The organism is Bacillus thuringiensis (assembly GCF_001182785.1).
Classification (GTDB): domain Bacteria; phylum Bacillota; class Bacilli; order Bacillales; family Bacillaceae_G; genus Bacillus_A; species Bacillus_A thuringiensis_S.
In genome coordinates, this window is the sequence record NZ_CP012099.1 from 1077671 (window position 1) to 1102074 (window position 24404).

Consider the following 24404-nt stretch of genomic DNA (forward strand, 5'->3'; position numbering starts at 1 on the left):
TGAATATATTGTGTGCCTTTTTCTATTGTATAAACTAAGGGGGCTTAACGATGAAAAAGTGGGGTAAGGCAGCGTTTATAAAAAGTACAGGTGTTTTATTATCAGCAGTTGTACTTTTATCAGGGTGTGGTTCGGCAACATCCACTAGTAATTCTGAAGGAAGTGGGGATAAAAAAACAGTTGAGCTTTTAAATGTTTCTTATGATCCAACTAGGGAGTTATATCAAGATTTTAATAAAGATTTTGCGAAGTATTGGAAAGAGAAGCACGGGCAAACAGTAAATGTAAAACAATCACACGGGGGATCTGGAAGTCAGGCGCGTTCTGTTATTGATGGCTTAGAAGCAGACGTTGTTACACTAGCACTTGCTTATGATATTGATGCCATTAGCAAGAAAAAACAACTAGCAGAAGATTGGCAGAAGCGACTTGCGAATAATTCCACTCCATACACGTCAACAATTGTATTTCTTGTTCGAAAAGGAAACCCGAAAGGAATTAAAGACTGGGATGATTTAACGAAAAAAGGTGTGTCTGTCATTACACCAAATCCAAAAACATCAGGCGGAGCACGTTGGAACTATTTAGCGGCGTGGGGATACGCATTGAAAAAATATAATAATAGTGAAGATAAGGCGAAAGAGTTTGTTAGCCAAATTTATAAAAACGTAGAAGTATTAGATTCAGGAGCGCGCGGAGCAACGACAACATTTGTTGAAAAAGGAATTGGTGACGTATTAATCGCATGGGAAAATGAAGCGTTATTATCTCAAAAAGAGCTTGGAAAAGATAAATTTGAAATTGTAACCCCTTCTATTAGTGTACTTGCAGAACCACCAGTAGCGGTTGTAGATAAAGTCGTTGATAAAAAAGGAACGAAAAAAGTAGCAGAAGGGTATCTTGAATATTTGTACTCAGAAAAAGGACAGGAAATTGCGGCGAAAAACTTTTATCGTCCGCGTAATGAAAAAGTAGCAGAAAAATATGCATCCCAATTTCCGAAAGTTCAATTATTTACAGTAGATGAACTATTTGGTGGCTGGAAAAAAGCACAAGAAAAACATTTTAATGACGGCGGCGTATTCGATAAAATTTATCAAAAATAATGCGTACTACTAAAGGGGGATGAGGTGAAAGAGGATGAGGAAGAAGCGTGTTTTACCAGGGTTTGGATTATCGCTTGGATTTACAATGTTGTACATGAGCTTATTCGTACTTATACCACTTTCTATCGTATTTATTCAAACTTCACAGTTAGGTTGGAAGAAGTTCGCTGGGGTTATAACGAACGAGCGTGTGTTGCATTCCTATCAAGTTAGTTTTACAACTTCATTTGCAGCTGCTATTGTAAATGCCATTTTCGGTTTATTAATAGCTTGGGTGCTCGTACGCTACAAATTTCCAGGGAAACGACTATTAGACGGACTCATTGATTTACCGTTTGCACTTCCGACAGCTGTAGCTGGTATTACACTTACAACGCTTTATGCGGAAAATGGATGGATTGGGAAAATATTTAGTCTGTTTCACATAAAAGTAGCTTTTACACCACTCGGAATTATCGTTGCGCTTACTTTTATCGGTTTACCATTTGTCGTTCGAATGGTGCAACCAGTGCTGCAAAATATTGATAAAGAAGTAGAAGAGGCAGCTTCGAGTTTAGGTGCATCCCGCTTGCAAATATTTGTGAAAATCATTTTACCAGAGATCTTTCCCGCTCTTCTTGCAGGTTTTTCACTCGCATTTGCAAGAGCATTAGGAGAATACGGATCTGTCGTTTTCATCGCAGGTAATATGCCGATGAAAACAGAAATTGCACCACTGATGATTATGACGAAACTAGAACAATATGATTATGCGGGGGCAACAGCTGTAGCGACCGTGATGCTTATTATTTCTCTCCTTTTCCTTCTTCTTATTAATATGATTCAAAGCTGGAGTAGAAGGCATGAACTAAAAAGTGAATAGGAGGAGAGAAGATGGAACCAACAGTATTAGAAAAGAAAATAGTAAAAAGCGTATCAGCTAAAAAAGAATCTAAGCTTGTACCAGGCATATTAATTACGATTACAGTTTTATTTTTATCTCTCTTTCTATTACTGCCACTCATAACTATTTTTCTAAAAGCCTTTGAAAGAGGGATGGATGTATACATTGCCGCTATTACAGATCAAGAAGCATTTTCAGCAATTAGATTAACGCTTCTCGTTGCGTTAATCGTTGTGCCTCTTAATACGATATTTGGGGTAGCGGCCGCGTGGCTTATTACAAAGTTTCAGTTTAAAGGAAAACAAGTATTACTCTCTCTTATTGAACTACCGTTTGCTGTGTCACCAGTTATCGCAGGATTAGTATTCGTTTTACTTTTCACACCGAGGGGTGCTCTTGGCGAATGGTTACTTGAACATGGAGTGAAACTCATTTTCTCTGTACCAGGCATTATTATCGCAACAATCTTTGTAACCTTCCCGTTCGTTGCACGTGAATTAATTCCGATTATGCAGGTGCAAGGGAAAAGTGAAGAAGAGGCAGCTTTATCACTTGGCGCAAGTGGCTGGAAAATGTTTTGGCGCGTTACACTTCCAAATATAAAATGGGGTCTTTTATACGGCATGATTCTATGTAATGCCCGTGCTATCGGTGAGTTTGGAGCCGTTTCTGTCGTATCAGGTCACGTGCGTGGTATTACGAATACGATGCCGCTTCATATTGAAATTTTGTACAATGAATATCAATTTTCAGCAGCATTTGCAGTAGCGACGTTAATGTCATTAATTGCAGTGTTTACACTCGTTATAAAAAACTGGATTGAATGGCGAATGGAAAAACGCCAATAAGAGGGGGATTACGGTGAGTATTCAAATTCAAGGTGTATCAAAGCAATATGGTACATTTCAAGCACTAACAGACATTCATTTGGATATTCCAAAAGGTGAACTTGTTGCCTTATTAGGCCCGTCAGGTTCTGGGAAAACGACGTTATTACGCATTATTGCAGGATTAGAAGAAGCGGATGGAGGCTCTATTTCATTTGATGGGGAAGATTTAACAGACATTCACGTGAAAAACAGGCAAGTCGGTTTCGTCTTTCAGCACTATGCGCTCTTTAAACATATGAATGTATTTGAGAATGTCGCTTTCGGTTTAAAAGTAAGAAAGAAAAGCTTAAGACCGTCAGCAGAAGCGATAGAAGAAAAGGTAACAGAATTATTAAAGCTCGTAAAAATGGATGGCTTTGCTAAACGTTATCCAGCGCAATTATCTGGTGGACAACGTCAACGTATTGCACTAGCCCGGGCACTTGCAGTCGAACCGAAAATTTTATTACTCGATGAACCGTTCGGTGCACTCGATGCAAAGGTGAGAAAAGAATTACGAAGATGGCTCCGGAAATTACATGACGAATTTCAAATTACGAGCGTATTCGTAACGCATGATCAGGAGGAAGCATTAGACGTTGCAGACCGCATCGTTGTAATGAATGAAGGCTGCATTGAACAAATGGGAACACCGGAAGAAGTATATGAAAACCCAGCAAGTCCGTTTGTATATGACTTTTTAGGAAATGTAAATTTATTTCACGGCCGCGTTCATAAAGGAAAGCTAAATGTAGGATCAATCGAACTAGAAGCGCCAGAGCATAAGCACGTTTCCAACGTAGACGGAATAGCCTACGTAAGGCCGCATGACTTATCAATCTCTCGTACGAAACAAAGCATAGATGCAATCCCGGCAAAAGTATCTTATTCTCACGCAGTCGGAAATGTCGTATATGTAGAATTAAAACGAGACGGAACAGATGAATATTTAGAAGCAGAAATTACGAAAGAACAGTTCAAGCAGCTGAACATTCAAGCGGGTGATTTCGTATACGTACAGCCGAAAGAAGTGAAAGTGTTTATTCCGGAGGATTTTGTAATTTAAGAGTGTTCACTCTTAAATTACAAAATCTATTAATAAGAAAAGGTCTCCTAAAAGATATTTTAGGAGACCTTTTCTTTGTTTATCGTAATAACTTTTTCTCATATGGAATGTAGTCGGAAGTTTGTATATATAATAGCGGAGCGTGTTCAAACAACTATTTGATACGAGTAGTAATGAAGATATTCTTCCTACGTTCTTACATAAAATTTTTAATTTTGGATATTTGTATCATATGTTTCTGCGACAAACACAAAGTCTACATGCTCTTTATCAATAAAAATACTTGTTTTAGATGGAAGACCTGTTATGGTAGAAACAATATCAACCTCAACAAGGTCAAATCCTACACGATAAGCATCTTCAATTTCAATTCCACCAGTTAGAAAATGCAATCCATCCCCAAATGACTTAAATACAAATACATTTTCTTTCAAACTTTTATTATCCATTTCAATCCATTCTTCGTTAATATAAATCTTAAATGTCGTGCACTTTGGAACACACTCGATGTGATGTATCCCTTTATAACTATTAAGCGAAAACATATAGGTATGAGTTTCTTTAAAGTTAATATCTATCCCGTATTTAAAAGCAAAAGTTTTATATACCATCTCATAAAACAATGGCATTACAATATCATCCCATGCGTCATAGGCAAAAGCATGAATTGGTATTAGATGAGGATATAAACTTACAATCGCTTTTTGAAAATTAAGTAAGATGGTTGTATCTGTAATTTCTTTTAAAGAATCATCTATTTCATGATCATAATCTTTCGAAATTCTGTTATCAATCATATGACAAACTCCTTACATAGTCTTCTATATACTACGTTTTTCCGCATCATCAGTTACGTTCCTTCTTCAACTAAATTGCAAGTTTAACCGATGATTCCAAAAGGCCCTTGTCTTATTTTATCAATCGTTAAATGGGGTGGGGATACTACAAGCATTAATGAGATAAGAAATCGTCTTTTCTTTTTTATGATAGATTTATTTATCTTTAAACTTCAATTGTAAATTATCGTTATGATCATAATGGAAACACAACAGAGAAATCTGTCATGTTTGGTGGGAAAACACAAACACACAAATATGAATATGATGTAGATAATAAAAATACAGTGTATATCGACGCGTTAAACCGTCGTATTGAAAACATGTACGATGAAAATGCAAACAAGATTAAAACGAAAATGCCAAACGGTTCTATTTTAGAGTCTGTATATGATACAGCAGATCGCGTCGTTGGCGAAAAGCACAACGGAAAAGATTCATTTACATTTGAACGTGATCAAAATGGACAAGTTACGAAAGTGAAAGATCTTGTCAACGGCGTAGAACGCACGAAAACATACGACAAGGCTGACCGTTTCACAAGCGCAACGGATAGCCGAGGCGGAAAAGTTGACTGGGCATATCACGATAAAGCAAACAGTAAGACAGAAAAACTAAAAGAACAAACAGTAACGCAAGGCGGATACACAAATAAAGTATCGTATGACTACAACACGCTAGATCAAAACATTCGTGTGACGGATGGTTCGCAAACGTATCGATTTGATTACGATGATCAAGGAAATGTTCGTACGTATACAGCTGGAAATGGTTCAGGTTCTACTTTCAACTATGACCATGCGAACAAGATTAAAGATTTAGTAGTAGGTACATCAAATAGCATTCTACTTTCGGAACGCTATGAATATGACCAATCAGGCAACCGCACGAAGATTAAACATGAAGGTGCAGGCGGAAAAGTAACAGAAACAAACTTTGTATACGACCCGATTAACCAATTATTAAATGAAGCACTACCAAACGGAACAACTAAATCATACACATATGATGGATTTGGAAACCGTACAAGTGTGAAAGTTATAGAGAATGGAAAAGAAACAAAGTCTATAGCAGCAACATTCAATGAAGGAAATCAACTTGTAAAATTCGGAAATGAATCGTTAACGTATGATGCGAATGGCAATCGTACATCAGACGGAAAGTACAAGTATACATGGAATGAAAATGACCAAATTGTAGCGATTACAAAACAAGGTGAGAGCAATGCATTCGCAACTTATAAATACGATGAAAATAATCGTCGTATTGAAAAGAGCGTAAATGGTCAAGTAACACGTTACTTCTATGATGGAGATAGTATTAATCCGTTATATGAGACGGATGGTAGTGGAAATGTTCTTCGTCAATATGTATACTCAACAAGTGGCGCGCGTCTAGCGATGAAAGCAAAAGGACAAACGTTATACTATCACTACAACCCTCGTGGTGATGTCGTTGCGATGACGGATCAAAATAGAGAAGTTGTAGCAACGTATGAATATGATGCATGGGGTAACGTATTAAAAAGTGACGCAAAAGGTATCGCCGCAGACAATCCATTCGGATATGCCGGATACATGTATGATAAAGAAATTGGCATGTATTATCTGATTGCGCGTTATTATAATCCAGATCATGGAGTGTTCTTATCAGTGGATCCTGATCCGGGTGATGAAGATGATCCGGTTACAATGAATGGGTATACGTATGGTGATAATAATCCCGGTGATGATGGTGGATCCGGATGGGCATAAAGCATGGAAAAAGAAAGCAAAACGTATTTGGTATGCAACAAAGGCTGGCGCGAAAGCTGGTGGGAAAGCGTGGGTTGATAGTTATCTGAGTATTGGAAAAGGGTTGGCTTTGGGCGCAGGGTATTTTTATGGGTATGCTACAGGTAAACAGAATTATATAAATAAAAATAAGCCGGTCTATAACAAAGCATATGTAAATAAAGCTGCTAGAAAAGCAGGTTTAAAAGTAGGTCTCAAAGCATTTTGGGGCTTTGGATTAATAGAAGATGCTTATGTTTTTGGTTCGGCAGCATACAAAGGGTATAAAAAAGCATATAAAAACTATCGCTAAAATAATAAAAAATTCAGAAAGTGATCTTGGTGAATATGATGATGAATTTTAATAGTGTAGAGAATTTATTTTCGATACTTTTAAAGTATCCAGTACGTATAATTTTAATATGTATTGGAATAGGCTGGATTTTTAAATGTATCAAACAAGGTTACTTATTTTCAGCCGTACTTATGTTAACGATACTTACACTACTTTTTATTGTTACATTTACAAACATATTAGGGTCTGTTTTAAATGGTATTCCTCTTGCTATACAATATGGTGGTGTAGTATTTTTGGTAATACTATCATGTGTTATATTTGATTATGAATCTTCTCGTCAGTAAACTACTCACAACTTATCGTTCTTGCAGACTGTTTTCTATGTATGTGTGTTGGGATAGCCAGTGGGATTTTATAAAAGAAAAGGGGAAGATAATTAGTAAAATGGAGATGGAAATACATTTATTGGTATTTTTGCTGAAAAAGAGACGTTATAGGGTGGTAACGATTTTAGTAGTAAGTCTAATATATAATCATAACAGCCTTTACTCCATATAGGGCGTTCTTGATTAATAAAATTAATTTATTAATCAGAATATCTTTGATAATTATTGGCTGTTGTTTTTGAAAAAGAAAAGTAAATTCAGTGTATCTCAAAATCTAAACAAATAGTTTGATTTTGAGATACACTTTTTTATTTTAAATAAACAGAAAACCTTATGTGTACTGCTGATGCTATGGGAAATAAACTTATACAATTCGGAAACGAATCTTTAACTTATGATGCGAATGGCAATCGTACATCTGATTGAAAATATAAGTATACATGGAACGAAGATGACCAAATTGTAGCGATCACAAAACAAGGTGAAAGCAATGTATTCGTGGGGTAACGCATTAAAGAGTGACGAAAAAGGTATCGCAGCAGATAATCCATTTGGATATGCGGGATACATGTATGATAAAGAAATTGGCATGTATTATCTGATTGCACGTTATTACAATCCAGACCATGGTGTGTCCTTATCGGTGAATCCTGATCCAGTGACGCAAAATGGATATACGTATGCAGATAATAGTTCGGTTATGATGGTAGATCCAGATGGTCATTTAGCGTGGTTTGTTCCAGTAGCTAAGCTTGCTGTAAAGCAGCCATTAAAGTACAAATATAAGAAAACAGTAGCAGGTCAAATCACTGAATATACTTAAATATGCTATAAATCAATCAATCAATTGGTCGTAATGGTATAGGAGTATCATCTAAGGCCATTTTAAATGCCGTTAAAACTGGCGAAAAAGTTATACAAAGTGGTGGTAGAACTAAATCTACTAGTAAACAGGCTGTAGTAGTTTTAAATAAAAAAGGTAAAGTAATTACAACTTTTGCTAAAGGTTCAAAATACATAAGGAAAGGAAAAATAAGGTTGTTTAAATTAAATAAAGAGATGCAGATTTTATTGAAACAGACATTAGAATCACAAAATAAACATTTACTATGGTTAAATGTTTATGAAGACTTAAGTATGATAGAAACTGAAAAAATAAATTGAGAGATATTATAGTAGATGAATTAATGGAAAAAGGTTTTGATGAACGAGACAATATAAACGATTTGGGAAGAGCATTAGAAGAGCTAATTGATATCTTAGGAAACTTAATACCCTAGAAAATGTTAAGCTGTATTGCAAAGTTTTTAGCAGATGGAAAGTTACGTTAATTACAGAATGAAAGATTATATAACTTTTAACAATGCGCTTAATACGAGTGTAGCTATGATTAGAGAGTTTTGCATGTGTAGAATAACTCCAAAAATATAAGGATATATTCTGAGGGCGTATGATTATATATTATATTTATTGATTCGAATATTTAAAAGGAGGGGAAACATGGGGGAAATAATAGGGATTATTCTGATTATAGGTGGTATGATTCCATTAATTTATGCAATGATACAAATCTATCGGCAATGGAAAGAAAAAGGACCTTCTTTTGCTCTTAAATCAATAATTTTCCTAGCCGTAAGCATTTTGCTAGATACTGCAACAACTATTATATTGTGTATGGTAACAGTATTCATTGGTATTTGTTTAATCATCTACACATAATAAGTTCAAGAAGGCTAATTTATTGATTGTTACTAATTGGAGGGATTGGATGAACTTCATTTTATATGGATCTAAACATACAGTTTTAGCTTCCGTTTTTGACTCATTTCAAGGTAGGGAAAAAGAGTTTAATTGGCTTATAACAGACATGGAGATTGTCGCACATCAGGAAGAGAAACTTATCCGAGATTATCCTAAAATGTCGCATCCAATAGTTTGGATAGCAGGTGAAGATCTTTCAAATATCGTAAATAAATATAATCCTCAATTTATTTGGGGCGTACTATCTGCGTTTGATAAATCTATAAACATTGATATTAATAATTTGCTTGTAGAGCCCTATGCAAATGGAAACGAAGGACTCTGGGTACCAAGTCCAAATATCCAGCACCCTCAAGCAAAACTTGAAATTGTTTGTTGGGATTCCAGTTTGATGTTGTTATTAAGTAACGATATAAATATTGATGATAAATTTAGAAATTACTTTAAAGAAGCTAGGGATTTAAATGCCTATAATTCGGAATTTTGATTTTAATGGAGACAACATTAATCCGTTATACGAAACAGATATGAAAAAGGGAACGGTATGCGTACTCTACAAGTAGCGTATTATAAGGTGAAAAGCGGATTCTCTATGAGGAGAATTAGATTATTATTGATTTATAAAAACAATTAGGAATAATAAACTTAATATTATTAAATGAGAATAGGATGGGAATAAATATAACTTTGAGAGAAAAGAAGGTGTATTATGGAGTTTACATTCGAAAAGGTTCAACGTATTGAAGATGCAAATATATATCGTGTTAGTAATGTAACTGATATTTATGAAACAGATTTATTTGATGATTATAATCGTAATGTTGATAATTTAAGTTTACTTGTTCAAGAGAGGATTAATCAGTTTATTGTACATAATGAAGAATTTGAAGATTGGACATGTACTTGTTCTAAAGAAATGTTCTTAATTTATGAGGATATTGTAGAGATGCAAAAGGAATTGAATAAACTGGGTGAAGAGTTTGGTGGATATACAGACGGTTGGGGTGCATTTGTGTAATAGTGAATTTATTTATCGTGATAAAATAAATTAGATGGAGTAAAGAAACAATTTATGGAAAGAAGGGCTTATATAAGTTCTTCTTTCTTTGTATATATTAAGATATCTTAGTGGTAGAAAGGTATATGATATGTGGGCGGGGGGATACCGGTAAAAGCCCGATTGGTAAGGACTAATTAAAGTTTCACTTTATATAGGTTTTGAGAGAGTAAGATATATTGTTTGTAGCGGAGATCTTGAAGGAAGGGAGCGTGTGATAATTGGCAATGACGGATGAACAATTCGAAAATTATCTTGATATGTGTTATGACAAATTAGAAAGTAAACAGCAAAAATTCATTTCGGATTATAATATCGATAACTTTGATGAGTATTGGTATGATCAAGATCAATGTATATTACAGTTTAAAAAAATGGTCAAGTGTTACTTGAATTTAGTGTTGTTTTTATAGGGTCCTGGTCTGGAAAGAGTAACAGTTGGATGTGGTCTTGGGCTAATGAGAATGTGGCTGATTATACAAGAAGTAAGTCTAACTGTTTGAAAGATTTACAAAAGATTACAGGAAGTGAGGTTTTTATAAATCCATTTTTTGAATGCGATCAAGAAATGGCGTATGAGCTAGCAGCCTTTGCCATTGAATATTTAGATGCAGAAGGAGTGTATATAGCACCAGGTGAGAGAAGTGATGTATTTATGGCTGTTATGTCACCGTGTGCGTTGTGAGTAGAGCATATTAAAAATATAGATAAGGTAGAATGAAAAAGGAGTACAGTTTAATAAATTAATAAAAGGTATCATAGGTCCCCGATGCATGGTGATAAATTTAAAGGAGTGAATTATATTGCTTGAAGTAAAGTTTTACGATTGGAAAAAAAAACGTCCTAAAAAACATTATTTGCTTGTACATGAAATTAGGATTTTTGAGTTGATTTTCGCAAAGAAAGTTAGCGAGTTTGAGATGGGATTAAAAGAAATTGAGAAAGTTACTGTTTATTGTTTAGCTAAGGAGCACAATGATGTTTCATATAAAGTGAATAGGGCATCGGGTGAAATTAGTATACTGGTTCCTTATGATTTTATGAATTTCTTAACACTGGAATCAGTTGAAGAGAAATACAAAGAGTTTTGCAAATTAGTACGCCAATATGTTGTCCCTGGACTTGAAGAAAACTCTACTCTTTCATCATCTATTGTTAAAGGGTATATAGAGGAGACTTTAGAAGAGATTGTGAAGCAAAACTATGAAGGGATATTTTTAGTTGGGAAGACACCTAAGAAAAGCCCAAGCCGTAAGAAGATAGCCATATTAAAAGGAATTCATCGTGTTAAAGGTTTCCAGCTACGATGTGAAGTGTATGATGAAAAGGGATTAAAGATTCGAGATCAATTATTGGTGGAAGAGGTAGGGAATGAAATGGTGTATGCAAGATTTTTGGGTACATTAAAATGGGAAAGTGAAAATCTAATAGTAGTTCAATCTAAATCCAGTAGTTGGAAAGAAGAAATCTATCTTTAATAACAAGGTTGTATAGTAGAAGGAGGGTTGTAGAGCATAAATGAATTTTTTTCGAAAAAATAAATTAAGTGACATTCAGAAAAAATACTATGAACATTTTGGAGAGCCTAGTCAGATTCTTGAATATACCTGGGGTGAAAGAGGAGCTAAAAGAGTAGAATTAGATAATACCGCTCTAAAAAAAGGAATGCTATACGTTTTAGAATTCCCGAAAAATGAAGATAGGCCAGTATGGACATATGTAACATTAGGGATGTCAGCTGAATATATGACTAATGGTGCTAAAGGAGAATTAATTTGGTTAAATACAAATCAAAATGATGAAATAATTGATTTGCTTGCTGGATTAGCACATTATCCATTTATAGATGAAACCTCGTTTGATTATGGGGATACAATTTCTAATGCGGATGCTAAATCTGATTTTTCAATGAATGTGCTTTTAGTAAGCCCGGCAGTTATTGAGGCAGGAGAGTCTCCAGAGCTAATGGAGTTTTTTGAAGAAAAAGAGCTTGATTTATTTTGGTTATTGCCTATTCATCAAGAAGAGAAAGAGTATATGTTGGAACAGGGAGATATTAGTGCGCTCTTTGACCTTTGGCTGGAAAAAGAGATTGATACAGAAACTTTCTGTGATCCACATCGTCTATCAACGGTTTGAGGAGTGGGCTGCTTTTGATGAAAGTAAAAGAGATAACAGATAACGGCTACACATGTGAAGATATATATCGAATGGGTGGGTGAAATCATGCATGATTTGTTAAGAGATGCAATTTATCGAGGGGACATTGGAAATGCGATAGCCCATGCAAATAAAATAAGTATTGAGGAATTGGAGGATTTTTTAATAGAATGGTCTTTTAATGAACCGAATATTATTGTATACACTTTCTTGACTAGTTATTTAGAGAGTCGCAATGATGTTAGATTACATGCACTAGCATCAGATATTTTATGTCATCCACTCTGTCATTTAGAGGGGGCATATGTAGCTGCTTTTTATCATGCAAAGAAGTGTATCGAATTGGAGCCTAATGATATGCAATATAGGGAGTTTTTATTGTTTTTTGCTAATGTTCCAGATGATATTTTTGAAGAAAAAGCAGCTATGAATTGGGCAAAAGAAATATTAAAAAATGACCCAAATAATGAAGTAGCTAAAAATTATATAAAAGAGAATTCGTGAAAAATGGATGTCTAAAAAGAAGAGCTGACGTAGGTTCTTCTTTCTTTATAGATTATGATCCAATGCATTAACGTTTTAAACGCAACATTCAGTGATGGGAAGCAGCTTGTATCGATTGTAAAAGTATAAGTAAAAAGAAGGTTTCCAAGAGTGGCAGAAAGTAGATTATTATTGATTCATTGGAGTATAGGGAGGTATAAATAATGGAATGTTTTCATGTAGGATGGAAGGATGATAATTTTATCAAAGTTGCTATAACTGACTTTTCAAGTGAAGGAGATAGTTATTTTGGTGGAGCTTATTTCAAAGGAGAATGCGAACTAGGTTGTACTGGTTTTAAAGTGAAAACGACATCATTTTATTTTGACAATAATGCTATATATCACTTTTACAAAGACCTTCAAAAAACATATACAGTTGGATCTGGAACAGTACATTTTAAATCAGAATCAAATGAGTTATCTTTAACTTGTCACTTGGATATTGATGCATCTTTCAAAATTTCAGTTAGATTTAAAGAGCTTGAAGGAGATAGCTCGCTAAGTTGTTATATATATGAATGCTACGAATGTATACCTACTATTAAAAGTCAGCTTACTTCCTTTTTGAATACTTTTAAATTTAACGGAAATGAGTCTTGAAGATTTTCTGCCGTAACAATTTAGGAATGAAATTACGAGAATGAAAGTGTGTTACTTAATATATGAGGTGATAATCGTGAACGAACGTTTAAAGAGAATTGCAATGTTAAGAGAAAAGGTCGAGGAAAAGGCTACTAGAGAAAAGTTTTTAATGTTATGTCCGTCTATAAAAGAATTTGAGATTATTAGTGGGAAGAAAATTGCTTCATTAGTAAACTTTTTAATTGATGAAACACCGAATCCTATCAAAGTTATGAGTAAATTAAATGCTGAACAAGTTATCAATGAAATAAAAGAATTTGAACGTGAATTAACTAGTTTATTGTCTAAGAAGATTATTCTATGGTATGCACATGAAAATTGGGACTTTGGTGTGCAATTAGAATTAGAAGATTTCATGTTATATACAAAAGAAGTATTACATTTCATTGGATATGATGATGCTCAAAGAGGATTAATTTATTCTAGCCTTATTGTAGTAGATGCATCTATGAGAAGTGGCTTTACTTTTCTAAAGAATGAGTATGATCTTGAAATAGTACTATGGAAAGAAGGCTGAATGTATTAGAGTGTTTTGAAACAAATTGGATGAATGGTTGAATTTATTATTAGAAGAAGTGGTGCGTGGTTTAGTGTGATAGAAAGAAAAAGAGAGTCTTCAAGGGATATGTATAAGAGAGTAAAGGAGAGAAAATATGTCTTTTTATAAAGAGGAAATAGAAGGGGATAAATTGATTATAAGTGATGAAAGCATTGATATTTTAATGGATGCTTTTCAAGAGATTGAAAAGATATATAATGAAGGTCCTCGCAGATTACCACATATAAATGAGTTAGAGATTATGTTGAAAAATGCATTAGAAATGCAGAGTGATAGTTTTTCTTTAGAGGAACAAGAAATAGTAGATTGTAAGTTTAAATTAAAGAAACGTCGCAAAAAATCATTTAAGCCAGGGATAGTTTTTGCGATAAATCTTAAAAATATTAATAAGTATGGGTACGGAATGTTAGTGAAAGGACAAAATGTTACGAGGCCATATGATGGGGAAACATATGTAGAATATTTTTCTTTATTTACAGATGAAAAAATACGGATAAGCGAGTTTAAAAACTATTACAAGAATCAAAAAGAAGTATTATTTACGGCGTATACTGCCTGGTCTGGTTGGTTAGATGGTGATTGGAAAATTATTGGTGGATTACCAATGGAATTGTTTGATCCGGGGGAGTATAATCTTCCAGATTTTGTGTTTGAGAATAAGGATCAGGGGACTTATTTTGTGAGCCGAGGGAGAGCAGATGGTCCTTTAATCGATTTTGAAATGGTTAGTGAAGAAGAAGGTAAGAAAATTAAAAATCCTTCAGGGATAGCAGGACAATATGTTATAGAAGATTGGTTGGAAGAGAAATATAGCATTTTATAAAAAAGAATGTTTTTGTGTTGAAGAGATCGCGGATTTTACTTGTATTTGAAAGGAGTAATAATATGGATATTTATGAGTTGGCTAATGGTGTAGATTCAAAAGAAAAACTAGTAGAATTCCTGTTTTATTTTCAAAAAGATTTCAAAGAAAATAAAGATGAGTGGGAGAATATAACATTAGAAGATTATTTAAAATCAATGGAAGCATGGCTAAATGATTGTGATGGTGCTTTTCAAAATAAAGATGAAGAGATGCCTAAAAATATATCATGGAATTTCATAGCGACGGTATTACTCGCGGGATCTTATTATGAATAAGTAAAAAACGAAGAGTCTAAATAGTCCCTTCGTTTTTTTTACTTATTTTTTCTCTACCAATTTTTTATTCTTCCAATCTAGTGTGAACGATTTATTAAATGTTTTTTGATCAACGTCTTTTACGTTGTTTCCAACCCAGTTTGCAGTTCCGAATGTGAAGCCTGGACGAAGTTGGTAGTCGTCGGCGTGTTTTGTATAAGCGACTTGTAAGTTAGATTGATCTGTATTTTTTTCAGAGATAACAACAGCAATCATACCAGGAGAGAACCCGCTATTTGCTAATGCTGGAAGTTGATCCATCGGTATTAAATTACCTTTTGCATCAGATTCATATAGGTATGTGCGAGAGTACATGAACAGTTGGTTTCCATATAAAGAATGATAAGAATCACGTGTGTAAATACCCCAGTTTTGATTGTTATATCCGTTAAAGAATACGTTCCACTTTACGTTTTTGTTTGTTTGGTCAATTAAATTTGTTTTATAACTAGTTTGTTTATAGCTTACAGAGTCAGACCAAGTGACTTGACCAGTTGCACCAGCCTCACCGCTAGGGCCATTAGGCGTTACAGAAGCTTTAACAGAACCACCAAGTTGATAAGATACACTAGATGTTACAGTCGTTTCTTCTACAGCATTTGTAGGTGCTACGTTAAAGAAACGAGCGCTGTTATCTTGAAGGTTAAATGCAACATCATATTGTGAAGGATAACGTAATGTTGCACTAGCACCAGGGATTGGGTAGTTATCAATAGGTGCATCACTTATAGTAGGATTTGCTTTTAGAAAACTACCAGTCGTATTAATAACGGCAATCTGTTTATCTGCGCTTGGATCATCGATAAAAGTTACCTTTAAAGACATTGTCATATTATCAGCTTGATCATTATTAAATGTATTATAGCTCGTATGTGTTTTTGCGTTTTGTCCGATATCTGTTACAACTTGTGATGTTGTTTGAGCATAAGCAGCAGGTGTTGAAAGAGTTACAGCGCTACTAGCAAAAACAGCGGATAATGCTAAACATTTTAAGTATGTTTTAGAACGTTTCATACAATCACTTCCTTTTATCTTTGTCGATATATGTCGTATTGCATTTATATCGTAACATAAAAATAAAACGGAATAGATGTATATGCATAATTGCATAGGTGAGTTTTGAAGGATAAAGATAATAGAATTTCATCCAACACGTAAGACTCTAAAATGCCGATTACAGCCGTTCCTAAAAATTTTAAGACGATATGTTTATCGATGTTTTTATTGGGAAGATTGAAGTGCTTAATATTTACGTTATAAGTGCATAACAAGTTATAATAGAAGAAATCAATAAGGAGGCTGGCTGTGAAGAATCTTCGTTATCTCAATATATTTACCATATTAATTATATACACACTACTTATGTTTTACATCGGCTGGAACGGATGGGTTTGGCTTCATGCGGTATTTGGCTGGGAATCTTGGGGATATTATGCTTTCATAGTCGCATTTATTTCATATGCGTACATTCTCGTGCAAGTGTTTAAGTTTCTGCCATTTCTGCGAACGATAGGTTCGATTTGGTTTGCGGTTATACAATATGCACTTATGTTGTTGCCATTAGCTGATATTATGGTCTTTCTTTTACAGTTTTCAGTAGAGAAAGAAGCAGCAATTATTTGGACAGGGGCGGCTGTGATAGCTGCATTTATCTTTATCTTTGCGTACGGAGTATTTAATGCGTATAGTCCGGTAGTAAGAAAATACGAAGTGCACATACCGAAAAAGGTAGAGGGGCGTAAAAGTTTACGCATTGCGATGGCTTCTGATATGCATTTCGGTAAACTGTCTGGCGTTTCACATTTAAAAAGACTTGTTCGTCATGTAAATGAGATGGAACCTGATATTATTTTGCTGCCAGGTGATATTATCGATGATCATCCAGGTGTGTTCATTCAAAAGAATATGGGACCAATCATGAAACAAATGAAAGCACCATTAGGTGTATATGGCGTATTAGGGAACCATGAATACTACGGCAGAGCGGTTCCAGAGTTTTTACAAGAGATGGATAAGATTGATATTCGTATTCTTTTAGATGAAGTAATCACCATTGAAGATGATTTCTATCTCGTTGGAAGAAGAGATAAAACAGAGCGAGATCGCCAAAGCTTTGAAAAACTTATGAGTACAGTGGATAAATCGATGCCTGTTATCGCAATGGATCACCAGCCATTTGAGTTGAAACAAGCAGCAGATGCTGGTGTAGATTTATTATTATCCGGTCATACGCACCGCGGACAAATGGCGCCCAATCATATTGTAACGAGAAGAATGTACGAGCTAGACTGGGGATACGCACAAAAAGGCGCGTTCCACGCAATTGTTTCTTCTGGATTTGGATTTTGGGGACCACCGCTTAGACTTGGTAGTAGGTCGGAGATTGTGCAGGTAGAAGTTACGTTTGAATAAGGTTAAATAAAAGGGATTATACATATTAATCATGTATAATCCCTTTTATTTTTTATTTCTCAATCGCGCTCTTTACTTAAATATAATCTCAATTAGTTGTTGTGGATGTGCATTAATTAATCCATGAACAATAATAATTACCCATACCTTACGATAACGCGCCCACAAATATCCAAGGAATAGACCTACGATACCAAGGTTCACAATGACCGTAGCTGTATCAATATCCCAATGACCAGAGCCATGTAATGCGATATGCCAGCTTGCCCATAACAATGATGTAAGAAGAATAGCCGGCCAAGTACCTAGTAATAATTCCAAACGTGTTTGCAACCAAACTCTATAAAAAATCTCTTCAAGTACACTATTTATAAGAAACCCTACAAGTAAAATGGAGATTAAAATCGTGGGTTCCATTTTCATTGAAACAAATGGTGTAGAGAATATAGAAAAGAAGTTGAAGTAACCCCAGATTATAATGACAATAAGTGGTGTAAACTGATACCATCTAATATCCCCTGTTGATTTTACTTGCTTTGGTCGTTCTTTTTTATAAAACAAAAGCAGCATTAATGGAGTGAATAATAATAAAATAATTTTAAATATCATAAACCACAATTGTAATGCCATTCCTTCAAAGTTCGTGGTGAGAAGACAAATCGTGAAGAGGGAGCCACTTAAGAATAAGATAGCAGTTTGAATTATGATGCGCCTTGGTTCAAATTGTTGAAGGGGATTATAGTTTTTATGATGAAATGGTAGGAAACGGACAAGGAGTATACCGACAATAACAGGGATCCACTTGTACCAAAAAGGGATTGTGCCCTTATGATCCCCGCTGTAACGAATGTTCGTTTCTCCGATCCATATAAGCCAAAGAGATGAAAGTAAAATAATAAGCATAATGATACCGCCAATTAACTTCCCCGCTTTTGGAAAATAACTGTCCATAGTTATCCGACCTTTCATATTATAATTGTAAGTCAGTCTCTAATTGAATCTATTCGTTTCTTTTTTCTTTAATAAATATGTATGTATAAATCTATTAAAACAAAAAAGAGGGGGTGTGAAAATATTTTCTTTTTTATGATTGAACTTGATAAGAATAAGAGAACCTGCTTTTTTTATAAAAACAAAACATTTATATTCAAATTACAGAATAGTATATTTACGCTTCTTCAAAAAAGAGATAATATAAAAAGACTTTGCTTGAAAAGGGGGATTGTAAGTGATCATATCAGATGTACTATACGGAAAATTTGAAGTGGATGCAGTGCTAGAAGAATTATTTTTAAGTAAGCCTATGCAAAGACTAAAGGGAATTCATCAAGCAGGCGCAAGTTACTTAATGAACGAGAAATGGAATGTAACTCGTTTTGAGCATTCAGTGGGTGTTATGTTATTAGTGAAAAAACTAGGTGGTTCAGTAGAAGAACAGATTGCTGGTTTACTACATGACGTATCACATACTGCTTTTTCCCATGTGATTGATTACGTTTTTGATAATGAAGATGAAAGTTATCATGAAGAGATATTTAGTTCTGTTGTGAACAACTCAGAAATTCCAGCGATCCTTGCGAGGCATGGTTATAACTATGAAGATATTTTATTAGATGATTCGAAGTGGACGTTACTGGAAAGGTCAGCGCCCGAATTATGCGCAGATCGAGTGGATTATACGTTACGAGATATGTATACATATGGGTATATTTCTTTAGAAGAAGTTCACAGTTTTTTAGAGGATGTCATCGAAGTAGAGGGGAAAATGGTTCTTCAAAGTATCGAAATAGCTGAATGGTTTACAGAAACGTATTACAAAGAAGTAATCGATTTCTTGATGGAACCAATGAATATTTACGGAAATGATATGTTAGCAAAAACGTTAAAGGTAGCTCTTCATAAAAGGATTATTCATGCAGATGATTTTCTTCTTGAAGATGATGAGCTTATTTCGAAATTGCAGCAATGTAATGACCCCGAAGTAGAAGCTTTATTAAGCAAAGTTCATCCAAATGTAAAAGTAAAAGAAGATAGAAACGATTATGATTTACATCAGAAAAATAAAGTGCGTCTTATTGATCCGCCGTTACTTCGTGAAGAGGAAGTTATTCCAGCATCTGTTGTGTCAGAAAACATAAGACAGATGAGAGATATTGCTTATGAAAAAGCGGTGAGAGGGATGTATGTGAAATTGCTTTAAAAGAAAAAGGTGTCATCAATTATGATGACACCTTTTTCTTTTAAAGGGTTGTTCGTATAGAAATGTGTTACATTTTTACGATACTATTTCATTTTATCATAAAAATACCTTTTATGGTAAAAAATAAATTTTGTAAAGTTTTCCATTGATAATAATTTGTGAAAAAAGTACTAATTTTTAATGTATGAAAAATAATAAATATTTTTAATGGACGCTTTAGAATCTTTCGTTCTTTATATATAGATTTTTATATTTTTTAAGTTAATTTAAAGAATTTTGTCGTTTTTTGTTGTGATTATTATATTATGATACGTTTAATGTTCGGAATTAGACATTATAACAGAAAAATTTTTAAAAAACAGAATTGAATCATATTTTTTATTTTAATATAATATATTTGTTAATTAATAACATATTTGGGGTATGATTCTTTATTGCAGTGAGAATTCTTTTTTTATAGGGGGATTTACAAAATGGCTAAAACGGCGAAGTCTGAAATGATGAATGAATTAAAAGAAATAGTTTACAAATTCTTTCCAAAAAATATTATGAAAGAAGAAGAATTGTACGAAGAATCTAAAGAGCATAAACGATTTGTAGAGCTAAAAGAAACATTTATAGAAAACGAAAGTTCTCAAAAGGAAGTTTTGTCTTTAATCGAGTCAACATTTTGTGATTACCATGTATCAGATTGTACAGATTTAAACCTATATAATTGTTTAGAATATAACGTGTTGTTAAATGGAAGAGAACCGATGTTAAATGATGATATTGATTGGATACGAAAATCAAGAGGTGAGCGTCTGGATTTAGGAGTTTTTGTTAGCTTACTTGATAAATATTATTATTACTACGTATTAAAAACAACATATGATGAAGATGTAAGGGAATGGACTTTTGAAACAATCGATGTAGAAATGGATACCATTTGTGAATTTGAAAAACGAATGAATACAAAAGGATTTGTAAGAGTAGAGCGTGAGGTTGCTAGAACGGCAATATCTGATATTGAAACGGAATGTTTACGTATGGGAGAAGTTAACGTATTCCATGCTTTATTTACGGATTCGGTTAGTGAAATATAAAATGTATATGCAGTTTGTACTATGTTGAAAGAGTCGCTAAGAAAGTAGGATGTTACTAATTTCTTAGCGACTTTTTTATTAATTATCAAACCAATTCCAAATCTCAATATCTCCAAGAGTCGCATAACGTATGTGCGGGGAGTTTTGTAATTTTAATAACTCTTTCGATGGGCCAGTAATAACAATTCCGTATACTTTTACACCGTTATCCTTTACATATTGATAACGTTTATCTAAATTTAGTTCTTTCTCAGAAAGCGCTGCTATTTTGCTTACCGTTTTTTTATGGATAGAAAGGACGCGCATCATTTCGGTTACTTTGTCTTCTTGCGTTTTCTGCCCGTCAGTTTCATTATCGAGGAATCTTACATGTTCTGGAAATCCTATAGCTTCTCCGCCATGTAGGATATAGTCATCTACATTTTTTCTTTCTTGTCCTGTATCTAAAGCGTACCATACAGGAGTTGGAGGGAGTTCTTGTGCTTCAAATATGCTATATAAAAGCGGTTCTAATTCTTTTAAAGTGTAAGCTTTATCAAAAGAAATTGCTACTTCTGCAACGGTTCCATCATGTACTTTTGCAAGTGTATCCCATACTTTTTTTGATGAATCCTTTAAATAATCACCCTGCTCTGTTTTTGGGTGAACAAAGAAGAGTTTTGGTTGATAGAACGGATTCATCCAAGTTCGCTTCGTAACATCTACAGATGATAAGAAGCTTTTTGTTTCTATTGTACCGAGGGGCATTTCTTTTTTACCGACGGTTCGTACTAAATCAAATTGGCTATTCGTACGGAAAAAAGCTTCTACACTTGTTCCGCCCCCCATAACACGGCTATTTGGGATCGTTGCTTCAAGTGCAAGCGAAGGAACCTCTCTAATTTCTTCTAGCCTTTTATCATTATTAGCTTGAAAATAAAAGGCTGATAATACCCCGCCGATTATATAGATAACGATGCAAATTGATAATATAAAACCAAACGTTTGTAAACGATGTTTCCACTTAATCCTCCAAAAAGGAACTTTAAGATCTTTTGGAGGTAACTTTTTCTTAATTGGTTCTGTTTTTGTTAACAGCTCATCTAAGTAAGCTTCACACTCTTCACATGACTCAATATGACTTTCTAACAGTTCTTGTTCATCATGCGTGAGCGTTCCATTTTCATACTTCTTCCATAGTTTTTTAAATTCTGTACACCCCATCCGTATCACTCCTTTATGCTTTTCATTTCTTTTCGTCCCCTGTGTAATTCAATTTTCACTTTCGCTAATGAGAGACCGGTCATTTCTGCTATTTCTTTATACGAGAATACGTAGTAATCTCGTAGTAGTAGGACATTTCGTCTTTCGAGCGGAAGAGAAGATAAACTTTCTAACCAACTAGCGATCTCAAATTTTACGAAATATTCATGTTCTGTACTCGGCACGTTTGGTAAATGGAATTCTTCCACTGTAGTTGTTTTATATTTTTTTTCTTTACGATACCAATCGATAAAGGCATTGTAGGCAATTGTAAATAACCACGGCCTAATTTCTTCTCCTTTATAATAGTCAATATGGACGAGCATTCGGTAAAATGTTTCTTGCATGAGATCTTCCGCATAGTGGGAATCTCCGGTTAGGGAGAGAAGATAGCGAAATAAATCTTGCATATGCTCTGAGTAAATTTCTTCTAATAATTGTTTACGTTTCACTACATTTCCCTCCCTTCATACATAACAACGAAATACATATAAAAAAGTTACAATTTTTTATGGAATTATAGTAAAAAACGTCAAGAATTGGATTGCGTTCTCTTTTATCATAATACATATAAGGCGGGTGAACAGAGATGGAAAGCTATGAAACACAAATTCAAAGGTCAATTGATTATATTGAGGAAGATGTAATGGAAAAACAAACGCTGCGTAATTTAGCTCGCATTGCAGGTTTTTCTGAGTCGCATTTTCATCGTGTATTTCAGGCATTAGTAGGTGATACAGTAATGGAGTATGTTCGAAAGAGGAGGTTAGCCCGGGCAGCTTATCAACTTTCTCATACGGATGAAAAAGTTATTGATATCGCGTTTGAACATGGCTTTCAATCTCACGAAACGTTCACGAGAGCCTTTAAAAAATTATTTCAAATGACACCGAGTGAATATCGAAAACAAGAAATCGAAACACCGATGTATTACCGAGTGAATGTAAAGCAAAGAAAATTAAATCCGTATTTAGGAGGCATACAAATGGAATATCGTATTGTAAATAAACCAGAATTTTTAGTGGCGGGTTATGAACTGAAGACGACAAGTAAAGAAGGGAAAAACCATCAAGACATTCCAGTATTTTGGCAAGAATATTTACAAAAAGATCTTGGAACGACGATTCCGAATCGTAAAGATACGAGTCAATGGGTAGAGCTTGGATTATGTACTGATTTTAATTTAGAAACAGGGGACTTCACTTATATTATCGGAATGGAAGTTACAGACTTTGAAAATGTACCAAATGAAATTGCGAAGCGTACTTTCCCGGCAGCAACATATGCAGTATTTACAACGCCGAAAGTTCCTCATGAAGAAATGGTATCGTCTATTCACCAAACTTGGAATGCAGTATTCTCAGAATGGTTCCCGCATTCAGGCTATGAACATTGCGGCGTTACAGAGTTTGAACTGTACGATGAGCGTTGCCACGAAGATAAGAGTGAGTTCGCCCAAGTAGAGCTTTGGATACCGGTGAAGAAAAAATAATAGGGTAAGAGCGAATCATTGGGAGATGGTTCGCTTTTTCATGAAGGGGGAAATAGGAAAATGTTCAAAAAACTAGAATGTGTATCTATACATACGAAAGATATAGAAAGATCAGTTTCTTTTTACCCCGCATTAACGGGCAGTAAGATCCCCACCTCAAAATTCAGCGAAAGCAAAGAAGTTAGGGGGGATCAACTGCCCGTAAAAGCCCCACTGATTATTAGTTGAACTTTATAAGTGGATTGTTAAATTTGTATTGTTTTATCTGTAATACATATGAAAATGGTAAAATAAAATAGCAATTAAATATTGCGGGTGGAAGGTTATACCCTTTCTTCATTTGGTGAAGAAAGGAGGTGTAATCTTATGGAATTTCTTTTGCAAATTTTGTTGGAAATTACAAAAACTATAGCTAGAGAAGGTATAGTTTTTGGATTTACGAAATTAACGGCAAAAAAGCGCAAAAAGAAGACCACCCGTCTGCCTGCGAAGCGTGGGAAGTCTTCTAAGCGCAAATAAGCTTTAGTTGCAACCTTCCACCTTGCGGTAATTAGTTGCAGTGACGGGGTGTTGGAAGCGCCTCGTCTACTTCATTTTATGCAAAACTTAGTTAGTTTATACTTCTATTTATAGTATAACAGTTTAGAAATGTATTTGTTAATAGTTTTATTTTTACTTTTACTTTGTATAGTAGGAAAGTAGGTTAGTATTGTCGGTTTTTGTCGGTAAGTCGATATATCTAGAAAATCGCTGATATAATTCGAGTTGCGCTGATATATTCAAAAAATCGCTGATATAATTTCATATACCGCTAAAACACCTCAAAAAAACGATCCACATAATTTCAATTACCG

General features: G+C 34.4%; 25 protein-coding genes and 4 pseudogenes. 23 read left to right on the plus strand and 6 right to left on the minus strand.

All coding sequences use genetic code 11. From position 1 onward, the window contains the following. Positions 1-50: 50 nt before the first annotated feature. From AC241_RS05540 to AC241_RS05555, 4 genes are read left to right on the plus strand one after another with little or no spacing between them, the layout of a single operon-like run. On the plus strand, positions 51-1106 hold the full coding sequence (locus AC241_RS05540; RefSeq protein ID WP_050842811.1) for a sulfate ABC transporter substrate-binding protein: 1056 nt from the start codon (positions 51-53) through the stop codon (positions 1104-1106). 34 nt (positions 1107-1140) lie between these two features. Further along, complete coding sequence (cysT, locus tag AC241_RS05545) at positions 1141-1968, plus strand: sulfate ABC transporter permease subunit CysT (RefSeq protein ID WP_001227879.1); 828 nt, start codon at positions 1141-1143, stop codon at positions 1966-1968. Between the two features lie 11 nt (positions 1969-1979). Then, on the plus strand, positions 1980-2837 hold the full coding sequence (gene cysW / locus AC241_RS05550) for a sulfate ABC transporter permease subunit CysW (protein WP_050842813.1): 858 nt from the start codon (positions 1980-1982) through the stop codon (positions 2835-2837). Positions 2838-2850: 13 nt separating this feature from the next. Next, positions 2851-3924: a sulfate/molybdate ABC transporter ATP-binding protein gene (locus tag AC241_RS05555; protein WP_029442090.1), complete on the plus strand. Its 1074-nt coding sequence runs from the start codon at positions 2851-2853 to the stop codon at positions 3922-3924. 209 nt (positions 3925-4133) lie between these two features. Here the strand turns inward: AC241_RS05555 and AC241_RS05560 are convergent, their stop codons facing one another. Then, entirely contained in the window at positions 4134-4721 is a 588-nt protein-coding gene (locus tag AC241_RS05560) for a hypothetical protein (protein WP_000566764.1), read from the minus strand. A gap of 326 nt (positions 4722-5047) precedes the next feature. Between AC241_RS05560 and AC241_RS05565 the strand changes: the two are divergent. The 13 genes and pseudogenes from AC241_RS05565 to AC241_RS05635 all read left to right on the plus strand — a co-directional run bounded on the left by AC241_RS05565 (position 5048) and on the right by AC241_RS05635 (position 15080). Continuing rightward, positions 5048-6845 (plus strand): annotated as a pseudogene (locus AC241_RS05565) (RHS repeat domain-containing protein). A 725-nt stretch (positions 6846-7570) separates the two neighbouring features. Further along, positions 7571-7958 (plus strand): annotated as a pseudogene (locus AC241_RS32650) (RHS repeat-associated core domain-containing protein); the annotation flags it as partial. Between the two features lie 758 nt (positions 7959-8716). Continuing rightward, complete coding sequence (locus AC241_RS05585) at positions 8717-8935, plus strand: hypothetical protein (protein ID WP_050842815.1); 219 nt, start codon at positions 8717-8719, stop codon at positions 8933-8935. Positions 8936-8984: 49 nt separating this feature from the next. Next, positions 8985-9464, plus strand: a complete 480-nt coding sequence (locus AC241_RS05590) for a hypothetical protein (RefSeq protein ID WP_016082555.1) — start codon at positions 8985-8987, stop codon at positions 9462-9464. A 222-nt stretch (positions 9465-9686) separates the two neighbouring features. Further along, positions 9687-9995 carry a ribonuclease E inhibitor RraB gene (locus AC241_RS35670; RefSeq protein ID WP_050842816.1) on the plus strand — a complete coding sequence of 103 codons (309 nt, stop codon included), beginning with the start codon at positions 9687-9689 and terminating at the stop codon, positions 9993-9995. Between the two features lie 260 nt (positions 9996-10255). Beyond that, a pseudogene (locus tag AC241_RS05600) lies at positions 10256-10719 on the plus strand (DUF6882 domain-containing protein). 118 nt (positions 10720-10837) lie between these two features. Continuing rightward, entirely contained in the window at positions 10838-11512 is a 675-nt protein-coding gene (locus tag AC241_RS05605) for a hypothetical protein (protein ID WP_050842818.1), read from the plus strand. Between the two features lie 40 nt (positions 11513-11552). After that, entirely contained in the window at positions 11553-12173 is a 621-nt protein-coding gene (locus tag AC241_RS05610) for a suppressor of fused domain protein (protein WP_050842820.1), read from the plus strand. 87 nt (positions 12174-12260) lie between these two features. After that, positions 12261-12698 (plus strand): hypothetical protein, encoded by a 438-nt coding sequence (locus AC241_RS05615; protein WP_016082536.1) that lies wholly within the window; start codon positions 12261-12263, stop codon positions 12696-12698. Between the two features lie 203 nt (positions 12699-12901). After that, positions 12902-13339 carry a hypothetical protein gene (locus AC241_RS05620; RefSeq protein WP_016082535.1) on the plus strand — a complete coding sequence of 146 codons (438 nt, stop codon included), beginning with the start codon at positions 12902-12904 and terminating at the stop codon, positions 13337-13339. 76 nt (positions 13340-13415) lie between these two features. Further along, positions 13416-13898, plus strand: a complete 483-nt coding sequence (locus tag AC241_RS05625; protein ID WP_029442098.1) for a YxiF family protein — start codon at positions 13416-13418, stop codon at positions 13896-13898. Between the two features lie 136 nt (positions 13899-14034). Further along, positions 14035-14763, plus strand: a complete 729-nt coding sequence (locus AC241_RS05630) for an Imm26 family immunity protein (RefSeq protein WP_050842823.1) — start codon at positions 14035-14037, stop codon at positions 14761-14763. A gap of 62 nt (positions 14764-14825) precedes the next feature. Continuing rightward, on the plus strand, positions 14826-15080 hold the full coding sequence (locus AC241_RS05635) for a DUF7660 family protein (RefSeq protein ID WP_016082532.1): 255 nt from the start codon (positions 14826-14828) through the stop codon (positions 15078-15080). Between the two features lie 42 nt (positions 15081-15122). On the opposite strand, the gene cytK2 is transcribed toward AC241_RS05635, so the two are convergent. Next, on the minus strand, positions 15123-16133 hold the full coding sequence (gene cytK2, locus AC241_RS05640; protein ID WP_016082529.1) for a beta-channel forming cytolysin CytK2: 1011 nt from the start codon (positions 16131-16133) through the stop codon (positions 15123-15125). Positions 16134-16177: 44 nt separating this feature from the next. Then, a complete protein-coding gene (locus AC241_RS35855) occupies positions 16178-16390 on the minus strand; it encodes a hypothetical protein (protein ID WP_050842825.1) in 213 nt (70 codons plus the stop codon). Positions 16391-16424: 34 nt separating this feature from the next. On the opposite strand from AC241_RS35855, the gene AC241_RS05650 reads away from it, so the two are divergent. Beyond that, a complete protein-coding gene (locus AC241_RS05650) occupies positions 16425-17531 on the plus strand; it encodes a metallophosphoesterase (protein ID WP_050842827.1) in 1107 nt (368 codons plus the stop codon). Between the two features lie 72 nt (positions 17532-17603). Here the strand turns inward: AC241_RS05650 and AC241_RS05655 are convergent, their stop codons facing one another. After that, the gene (locus AC241_RS05655) at positions 17604-18482 is read right to left on the minus strand and encodes a CPBP family intramembrane glutamic endopeptidase (protein ID WP_029442103.1); all 879 of its coding nucleotides are present in this window, start codon (positions 18480-18482) and stop codon (positions 17604-17606) included. Positions 18483-18759: 277 nt separating this feature from the next. Between AC241_RS05655 and AC241_RS05660 the strand changes: the two genes are divergently transcribed. Both AC241_RS05660 and AC241_RS05665 read left to right on the plus strand, forming a co-directional pair. After that, positions 18760-19731 (plus strand): HD domain-containing protein, encoded by a 972-nt coding sequence (locus AC241_RS05660; RefSeq protein WP_050842829.1) that lies wholly within the window; start codon positions 18760-18762, stop codon positions 19729-19731. 473 nt (positions 19732-20204) lie between these two features. Then, entirely contained in the window at positions 20205-20816 is a 612-nt protein-coding gene (locus AC241_RS05665; protein WP_016082525.1) for a hypothetical protein, read from the plus strand. 78 nt (positions 20817-20894) lie between these two features. Here AC241_RS05665 and AC241_RS05670 read toward each other — a convergent pair whose 3' ends face one another. Both AC241_RS05670 and AC241_RS05675 read right to left on the minus strand, forming a co-directional pair. Further along, the gene (locus AC241_RS05670; RefSeq protein WP_029442105.1) at positions 20895-22019 is read right to left on the minus strand and encodes an anti-sigma factor; all 1125 of its coding nucleotides are present in this window, start codon (positions 22017-22019) and stop codon (positions 20895-20897) included. Positions 22020-22024: 5 nt separating this feature from the next. Then, positions 22025-22510, minus strand: coding sequence for an RNA polymerase sigma factor (locus tag AC241_RS05675; protein ID WP_050842830.1), 486 nt, complete (start codon positions 22508-22510; stop codon positions 22025-22027). A 137-nt stretch (positions 22511-22647) separates the two neighbouring features. On the opposite strand from AC241_RS05675, the gene AC241_RS05680 reads away from it, so the two are divergent. From AC241_RS05680 to AC241_RS34665, 3 genes and pseudogenes are all read left to right on the plus strand, one after another. Continuing rightward, entirely contained in the window at positions 22648-23550 is a 903-nt protein-coding gene (locus AC241_RS05680) for an AraC family transcriptional regulator (RefSeq protein WP_000446842.1), read from the plus strand. An 18-nt stretch (positions 23551-23568) separates the two neighbouring features. Beyond that, positions 23569-23676: pseudogene (locus AC241_RS35115) on the plus strand (VOC family protein); the annotation flags it as partial. Between the two features lie 240 nt (positions 23677-23916). Further along, positions 23917-24069 carry a hypothetical protein gene (locus AC241_RS34665; protein ID WP_050842832.1) on the plus strand — a complete coding sequence of 51 codons (153 nt, stop codon included), beginning with the start codon at positions 23917-23919 and terminating at the stop codon, positions 24067-24069. Positions 24070-24404: the final 335 nt, after the last annotated feature.